Source organism: Caballeronia choica (assembly GCF_001544535.1).
Classification (GTDB): Bacteria; Pseudomonadota; Gammaproteobacteria; order Burkholderiales; family Burkholderiaceae; genus Caballeronia; species Caballeronia choica.
Genome location: NZ_FCON02000244.1, coordinates 1 through 7,217 on the forward strand (window position 1 = coordinate 1; position 7,217 = coordinate 7,217).

Genomic DNA, 7,217 nt, shown 5'->3' on the forward strand with positions numbered 1-7,217 from the left:
ACATCGGTTTCCGCCATCGCGTAGATCATCGGGATGATCTGGCGGCCGGCGTCGATCGAGCCGAACGGGCCGGATGCGCCGACTGTCGCGTACTGGTTGAACATCGCGGTCGTACCCGGCGTGTCGGACAGTCCAAACTTGCCGTTCGTGGTGTTGAATGAGCCCTGCAGCTTGAAGTTGATCTTGTAGCCGCCGCCGATGTCTTCGCTTCCCTTCAAGCCCCAGTAGCTGGCATAGATGCCGCCGTCCTTGAGTTGATAGACATGGCCCAGGTTCGCTGCGTGCGGCTGGAACGATGCCGCTGAGGTGCTTTGATACAGCAGTCCAGAGTCGAGTACGCCATAGAGCGTGACCGACGATTGGGCATGGGCGGCCGTGGCGAACATCGCCAGCGCCGCAATACTGCTCAGTTTCAACTTTGAATTCATTTTTGTCTCCTCTGGTTTTGGGGGACGCCGCACGGACCCCGGCGGCTTTTCTGGTTGATCGAATTAAACTAAATTGCTGCTGCGTCGGCGTGTCAGGCCGACAGGTAGTCGTCCCCGTACTGCTTCCGCAACGGGTGCTTGAGTAACTTGCCGGTCGCGACGCACATCACCGCGCCCGGCTTCCTTCTGGCGTGACGCTATCTGTTCTGCGGATCGCCAGTCGAGCGCAACATGGCGTCCACGATTGCGCCCGGCGAATACGCACCAGACAGCGTCAGGGCTGAATTGATCACAAAATGCGGCACACCCCTGACCTCCTCGGCCTGCGGCGAACGCGGGATCGGCATGTTGTCATCGCGCCGCGACGCCGCCAGATGTTCGGCGAGGCCCCCGGCGTCAAGACCGCACGCGAGGCCGATTCGCTCGAGCACGTCCGGGTCGCCGATGTCTTCGCCGTCCATGAAATAGCCGGTGAACAGACGGTCGATCAGCGACGCAGGCTGGAATCCGGCGCCGGTGGCGACGGCCCAGGCAACGAGGTTGTGTGCCGCCCGCGTGTTGGGCATCACCTCGATCCTGTCGAACGCCAACTGGACGCCGGCCGCGCGAGCGACCTCCTGAACCTGTGCGCGTCGTGCAGCCACCGCGCTTGCGCTCCCCAGACGGGCCACATAGAACGCCTGATAAGGGACGCCACCGACAGGTATATCGGTCAACAACTGATGCGAATGCCACCGCACCTTGACGCTGACGTCCGGGCGCAAGCTGGCGAAGCGGCTGATGGCCGCATCGAGATTGCGCTTGCCAATCAGGCACCACGGGCAGACGAAATCGAAGTGGACATCGATTGTCACTGACGCGTTTTGATTGACTGCAGTGCCCTGCTTCGTTGCGCAGTCCATGTCAGAGAAGCTCACGAATCAGGGTCTCTGCCTGCGGCCACTCGCCATAGCCGGCCGCAGGATTCAGATGCCCGACCTCGCCCAAGTCGACGAGACGACTGCCCCAGTCCGCGGCCATTGCTGCAGCGCGACTGAACTCGGCCAGCGGATCGTTGCGGCTGGCTCCGAGAATGCTCGGAAACGGCAACGGCTTACGCGGGCTTGGCAGCCATCCGTTCGCCTCGAGCGCATCGCGCGTCGGGTAACCCGCGGGCATCGGTGATTCCAGGTCCGCCGGCGTGGCAAGCAGCGCGCCCTGGATCGGGCGGTTGTGCCGCTGTGCCCAGTGCACCGTGATCATGACACCGGCGCTGTGAGCGACCAGTACGATCGGCCCGTCGATCTTCGCGATGGCCTCGTCCAGCGCCGCGACGCGCGCTGCGCAACTGAGCTTGTCGTGCTCAAGCGGCGGCACCGAAGCCGATTTGGGAAGGCGCGCCTGCAGCAGTGTCTGCCAGTGTTCGGCCACATGATCACGCAGGCCGGGCACGATAAGTACGGTAGGTTCTGTATTGAGAGTCACGATGCTGATTCGTTCAGGTTAGTACGGTTTGTCGCCAACGATCCCCGCTCGCTCCATCTTGCGATGGCACGGCGCATAGTCCATCACCGCATAGTGCTGCGTGCTGCGGTTGTCCCAGATCGCGATGCTGTTGGGTTTCCAGCGCCAGCGCACCTGGTACTCCGGGATGCACGCCTGGCTGATGAGATAGCGCAGCAGTTCGCCCGCGCCCGGATTGGCGTCCTGGCCGAAGCGCACGCGCCCAGGCGTGTGATAGTTGCTGAAATGGGTGGCGAAGGCGTTGACGAACAGCACCTTCTCGCCCGTGTCGGGATGCGTGCGCACGACCGGGTGCTCCGCGTCCGGATACTGCGCGTGCAGCGCGAGGCGCTTCTCGATTGGCATCGCGGCGCCGAAGCTCGCCTCGATGCTGTGGCGTGCGCGCAGATCGGCGATCTGGGTCTTGATCTGGTCTGGAAGGTTCTCGTAGGCGAGAACCATATTCGCCCACGTCGTGTCGCCGCCGACGGGCGGACACTCCACGCAGCGAAGGACCGCGCCGAACGGCGGCGCTTCGCGCCAGGTGGCGTCCGTGTGCCACGAGTTTTCGTAGCGGTCGTTGGGTTGATCCGGGGTCTTGTAGATGCGCACGAGGCCCGGATGCTCCGGATCGCTGCCCGCGACGGGATGATCTTCCAGCTCGCCGAAGCGGCGCGCAAACGCCACATGCTCGGCACGCGTGATCTCCTGATCGCGCAGGAACACCACCCGATGTTTCAGCAGCGCCGCTCGGATCTCGGCAAACAGGCCGTCGTCGTGAATGGCATCGGCCAGGTTCACGCCGACCAGCTCGGCACCGAGCGCGCAGGTTAATTGTTCAACTTGCATGGTTTGCTCCTCAGATGACGAAGACCGATGAGCCGGTCGTCTTGCGCGATTCGAGGTCCCGGTGGGCTTGCGCCGCGTCCTCAAGCGAATAACGCTGGTTCAGTTCGATCTTGATACGGCCCGCGGCGATATGCCCGAAGATTTCGCCAGCGAGTTCGTTCTTCTCGGCGGGGTCGCCAATGTAGTCCGCCAGCGCCGGGCGGGTCAGGTAGAGCGAGCCCTTCATCGCCAGCAGCTGCGGATTGAACGGCGGGATCGGGCCGGACGCCGTGCCGACGCAGACCAGCAGGCCGCGACGCTTGAGCGAATCGAGCGACCCCTCGAAGGTATCCTTGCCGACACTGTCGAACACCACGTTGACGCCGACGCCATCGGTCAGTTCGCGCACACGCTTCGCGACGTCTTCCCGGCTGTAGTAGATGATGTGGTCGCAGCCATGCGCACGGGCCACTTCGCCCTTGGCCTCGTTCGATACCGTGCCGATCACGGTGAGACCCAGCAGCTTCGCCCATTGCGACACGATCAGGCCGACGCCACCGGCAGCCGCATGCAGCAGGATGGTGTCGCCCGCCTTGAAGTCACAAATGCGGCGCATCAGATAGGACGAGGTCAGCCCTCGCATCGTCATGCCGGCAGCCGTTTCGCAGGAAATCGCATCGGGCAGCTTGATGAGCGGCGCGGCCGGAATCAGGCGTTCGGTGCTGTACGCGCCGAGCGTGTTGATAAAGCCGGTATAGGTCACGCGGTCGCCGACTGCAACGTTGGTCACATCGGGGCCGACGGCCTCGACCACGCCCGCGGCCTCGACGCCCATGCCAGCAGGCAACGGGACCGGATACAGACCGCTGCGGAAGTAGGTATCGGCGAAATTCAGACCGACAGCCTCATGGCGCAGGCGGACCTGTCCGGGGCCCGGTTCGCCCACTTCAACGTCCTCGTAGCGCAAGACTTCGGGACCACCGGTTTCATGGAAACGCACTGCCTTCGCCATGTTCAATCTCCTATCCGTTACTCAAACTGCAAAATAGATGTCGCCTGCGGGCCGTCTTGGCCAGGCGTCGTTGCCAGATCCGTCTACCGTTGCGGCCCTGAGCGCCGCGAGGCACTCGCATCGTGGTGCGTTGGACGCCGCCAGCCGGCTTGAGGTCAGCTTCATGCCTTGAAAAACCAGGCGCCGTCGCGTCTTGAGCGAGCGAACGGCACCGTTCTGCGATGAGAATCCAATCAGCGTGTTGCTTGCGTGCGCAGGGCATCCAGGCGGTCCAGATCACCACCGTAGTTCCGCTTGCCGATGAAAAACGCGACTGCGGCGACGAGGGGCGCGAACGGAACGAGTTGCAACGCGCCGACAAGCCCGATCCGGTCGGCGACCATGCCCGTCAGAATGGCGGCGGGTGCCAGACCCAGCAGATTGTTCGCCAGCGTCAGCGTGGCAAACGCGGACGAATGGATCGACGGCGGGGTGAGGTTCGCCACCATCGCGCCCGAGGGGCCGCTCGCGCCTGCGCTGAAGAACATGCCGACGCCGATCAAAACGAGTTGCAACGGACCCGCCGGCATGTGGAAACCAATCGCGAGCAGCGTGAAGCACAGCAGACAGAAGGCGATCGCGGCACTCCATTTCCTTTCCCGTGCATTCTTGCTGAGCCGGTCGGCCAGATTTCCGCACACCACCATGCCAAGGCCCGTCACCAGCACAAACACTGCTGCGCTGATGGCAGCCTTGCCGTCGGACATACCGTAGTAGCGGTTCAGGAAGCTCGGCATCCACGCCCAGACAGCGGCCGGGACGAGCAGGTGGATGCCGCTGCCGACGTAGGCACACACGACCGACTTCGTCGAAAAGAGTCCCTTCATCAGCGCGCGGAAGCTCATCCGCACACTGAGTCCTTGCGCTTGCCTGGTCACGCTCGCCGACTGCAGCGGCACAAGACGCTTTTCGGTGACGACAAACCCGTAGATGATCACCAGCACGATCCCCATGATCGCCATTGCGCCGAACGCCGCGCGCCAACCCAGATGAGCTGCGACCGCACCGCCGAGGGCCATGCCGAGCACCGAGCCAAACGCCCCGCCCGCCATGAACATGCCGGTGAGCGTGGCGCGCAGCCGCGCCGGAAAGATGCTCAGCACAACCGCGATACCGACGCTGCCGTAAGCGGCTTCGCCGATGCCCACGAAGGTACGCGCGAGGAGCATTTCGCCGTAGTTCGTCGCGATCGCGCAGCCCAGCGTCGCGAGACTCCACATCGCCGCCATCAGGACGATGCTCTTCACGCGGCCCCAGCGATCGGCGAGCACCGACAGCGGGAACGTGAGCACGCCGACCATCAGCGCGACCACACTGCTAAGCGAACCGAGCCGTGTGTCGGAAAGGCCCCACGTGGCCTTGAGCAGCGGAAATACGGCATTCAACACCTGCCGCGACATGTAGTCGGAAAGCAGCAATCCGACTGTCAATGCAAATACCACCCAGGCATAAGCGGGGACATCCGCTTTTGTCGTCGAAACATCACCTGTCGTGGGTTCAGCATGCTGCATGAGCATGGTTTGTCTCCTTCGTCTTTCTAGTTAGCGGCCGTCTCTTTGCCCGGCAGGGCAAAGGGGCCGATTATGGATTCCGTCACTCTCCCCGGCGTGCGCCGGGAAGTACCACTTTTGAAACCCATCAGCTGGTGCTCCCATCCCGTTCCAATCATGCGACAGTCGCGTGAAAACTTGCGGAACGAAACAGGGCGAGTGCTCGCACAATACGGCAATCGCGGGTTACACTTTTCTGAATGGGCGCCATCCTTTTAGCGATCGATGCCACTCCGCGTAAACACTGGTATGCGCGCACAGCAGGCACTTCATTGCCGGAAGGCGCGGCGCGCAGCCCATGGACCTGCGAGGGAAAGCGATGGACACGATGCTGCGCTCGGTAGCCATGAGCGGTTACTTCGATGTGACGCGGCGGCTCGGACTGAATCCGGTCGAACTCGCGCAGCAGGTCGGGATCGATCCCGGAGCGCTGGCAAATCCCGATGATCGCGTTTCGGCCGCCGCGTGCTGCTGGCTATTGGAACTCGCGGCTGAAAAGGCGTCGTGCCCGACTTTCGCGCTGCAAATGGCTGCAACCCGGCAGAAATTCGGCACCGGCGTGGTCAATGTGCTGCTCGCGCACAAGCGCACGCTGCGTGAGGTGCTGCTGGCCGCGGCCGAATTCCGGCACCTGCTCAACGAAGCACTGGCCGTGTACGTCGAGGACGCAGGAGAAACGGTCACCATCCGGGAGGAACTCGTCGTCGATCCCGGTACGCCGACCAAGCAGGCGATCGAACTTGCGGTGGGTATTCTCGCGCGCCACTCGAGCGCGCTGCTCGGCAGCTACTGGAAGCCGCGCGCTGTCCATTTCACTCATCGTGGGCCCGCTGATCTGACGTTTCATCGGCGCTTCTTCGGCTGTCCGATGGAGTTCGGCAGCGACTTCAACGGCTTCGTGTGCGCGGCCGCCGAACTCGACTACCCGAACCCTACCGCCGACCCCGAACTGGTCCGCTACGCCGAGAGCCTCGCCACACCACTCAACGTGATCGGTGCAGATTCGGCCGCGCTGGAGGTGCGCAAGGCGATCTACCTGCTGCTACCCGTCGAGCAGGCCACAGTCGAGCTGGTTGCCCGTCATTTGCGTGTGAGCGTGCGCACCATGCAGCGGCAGCTTGGATCAGCCGATACCAGCTTTTCGGCACTGGTCGAGGAAGTTCGGCGCGAGCTCGCCGTGCGCTATATGAGCAATCCGCGTTATCCGATCGGAAGGGTCGCGGCGCTGCTCGGCTATAACCAGCAGGGTTCGTTCACCAACTGGTTCAACTCACGATTCGGCATGACGCCGCGTGATTGGCGTAAAAGCCAGGCGAAATGAACGACACTCGTTGCCCGGCTTGGAGTAAGCCTGCTTGAGTGACGCCTGTTGGTATGCGGGGGAGACTGGCGAATGCCATGACACGAGAACGCCGGGGTTGGCGTGCATTCAGTTGCTTGCATTGCGCGTGGGCGCTATGCATCGGTATGATCGGCCGCATCGGGCAGCGCCCGTGTTGCACGAACGCAGGCCGTCATGCCGATCGATACGGTGAGCGATACCGCTTCGCCGTCGTCCTGGATGTCGAGCGAATCAACGGCGAGTCGCACCCGTGGCGCAGGTCCGTGCTTCGCCGGACCTTGTGCCGCCGGCGTGGTCGGGGTGCACCGCACGCCTTGCGGACCGCCGCGTCGTCGCGTCGGCCGAGGGCGTGCGGAATGCGCTGCCGCCGCGCGGGTTCAGACCGCCTTGCGGAGGAAGCCCTGAGTAGCACCCTTGCGGTTCGGCGCGAAGCCGTTGGCCAGCAGGGTCTCTTCCACCGTGTCGTAGAACACGCCGATCTTGCTGATCTCGCGCGCTTCCTGGGCGGTGGCGACCTTGCGGCCGAACTCGCGTGA

General features: G+C 63.4%; 8 protein-coding genes and 1 pseudogene. 1 reads left to right on the forward strand and 8 read right to left on the reverse strand.

Annotation, left to right across the window (positions count from 1 at the left end; all coding sequences use genetic code 11):
• From AWB68_RS41115 to AWB68_RS41140, 6 genes are all read right to left on the reverse strand, one after another.
• On the reverse strand, positions 1-428 hold a 428-nt coding region (locus tag AWB68_RS41115), incomplete at its 3' end, for a porin (protein WP_143282024.1).
• Between the two features lie 197 nt (positions 429-625).
• Positions 626-1,282 carry a DsbA family oxidoreductase gene (locus AWB68_RS41120; RefSeq protein WP_235028795.1) on the reverse strand — a complete coding sequence of 219 codons (657 nt, stop codon included), beginning with the start codon at positions 1,280-1,282 and terminating at the stop codon, positions 626-628.
• 49 nt (positions 1,283-1,331) lie between these two features.
• On the reverse strand, positions 1,332-1,892 hold the full coding sequence (locus AWB68_RS41125) for an RBBP9/YdeN family alpha/beta hydrolase (protein ID WP_087649893.1): 561 nt from the start codon (positions 1,890-1,892) through the stop codon (positions 1,332-1,334).
• 18 nt (positions 1,893-1,910) lie between these two features.
• Positions 1,911-2,759: a TauD/TfdA dioxygenase family protein gene (locus AWB68_RS41130; protein WP_087649894.1), complete on the reverse strand. Its 849-nt coding sequence runs from the start codon at positions 2,757-2,759 to the stop codon at positions 1,911-1,913.
• A gap of 10 nt (positions 2,760-2,769) precedes the next feature.
• Positions 2,770-3,750 (reverse strand): quinone oxidoreductase family protein, encoded by a 981-nt coding sequence (locus AWB68_RS41135; RefSeq protein WP_087649895.1) that lies wholly within the window; start codon positions 3,748-3,750, stop codon positions 2,770-2,772.
• Positions 3,751-3,983: 233 nt separating this feature from the next.
• Complete coding sequence (locus AWB68_RS41140; RefSeq protein WP_087649896.1) at positions 3,984-5,306, reverse strand: MFS transporter; 1,323 nt, start codon at positions 5,304-5,306, stop codon at positions 3,984-3,986.
• A gap of 352 nt (positions 5,307-5,658) precedes the next feature.
• Between AWB68_RS41140 and AWB68_RS41145 the strand changes: the two genes are divergently transcribed.
• Positions 5,659-6,660, forward strand: a complete 1,002-nt coding sequence (locus tag AWB68_RS41145) for an AraC family transcriptional regulator (protein WP_087649897.1) — start codon at positions 5,659-5,661, stop codon at positions 6,658-6,660.
• 134 nt (positions 6,661-6,794) lie between these two features.
• Here AWB68_RS41145 and AWB68_RS50975 read toward each other — a convergent pair whose 3' ends face one another.
• Together AWB68_RS50975 and AWB68_RS47585 are read right to left on the reverse strand one after the other, a co-directional pair.
• The gene (locus AWB68_RS50975; protein WP_268810977.1) at positions 6,795-6,929 is read right to left on the reverse strand and encodes a hypothetical protein; all 135 of its coding nucleotides are present in this window, start codon (positions 6,927-6,929) and stop codon (positions 6,795-6,797) included.
• 129 nt (positions 6,930-7,058) lie between these two features.
• Positions 7,059-7,217 (reverse strand): annotated as a pseudogene (locus AWB68_RS47585) (3-keto-5-aminohexanoate cleavage protein); the annotation flags it as partial.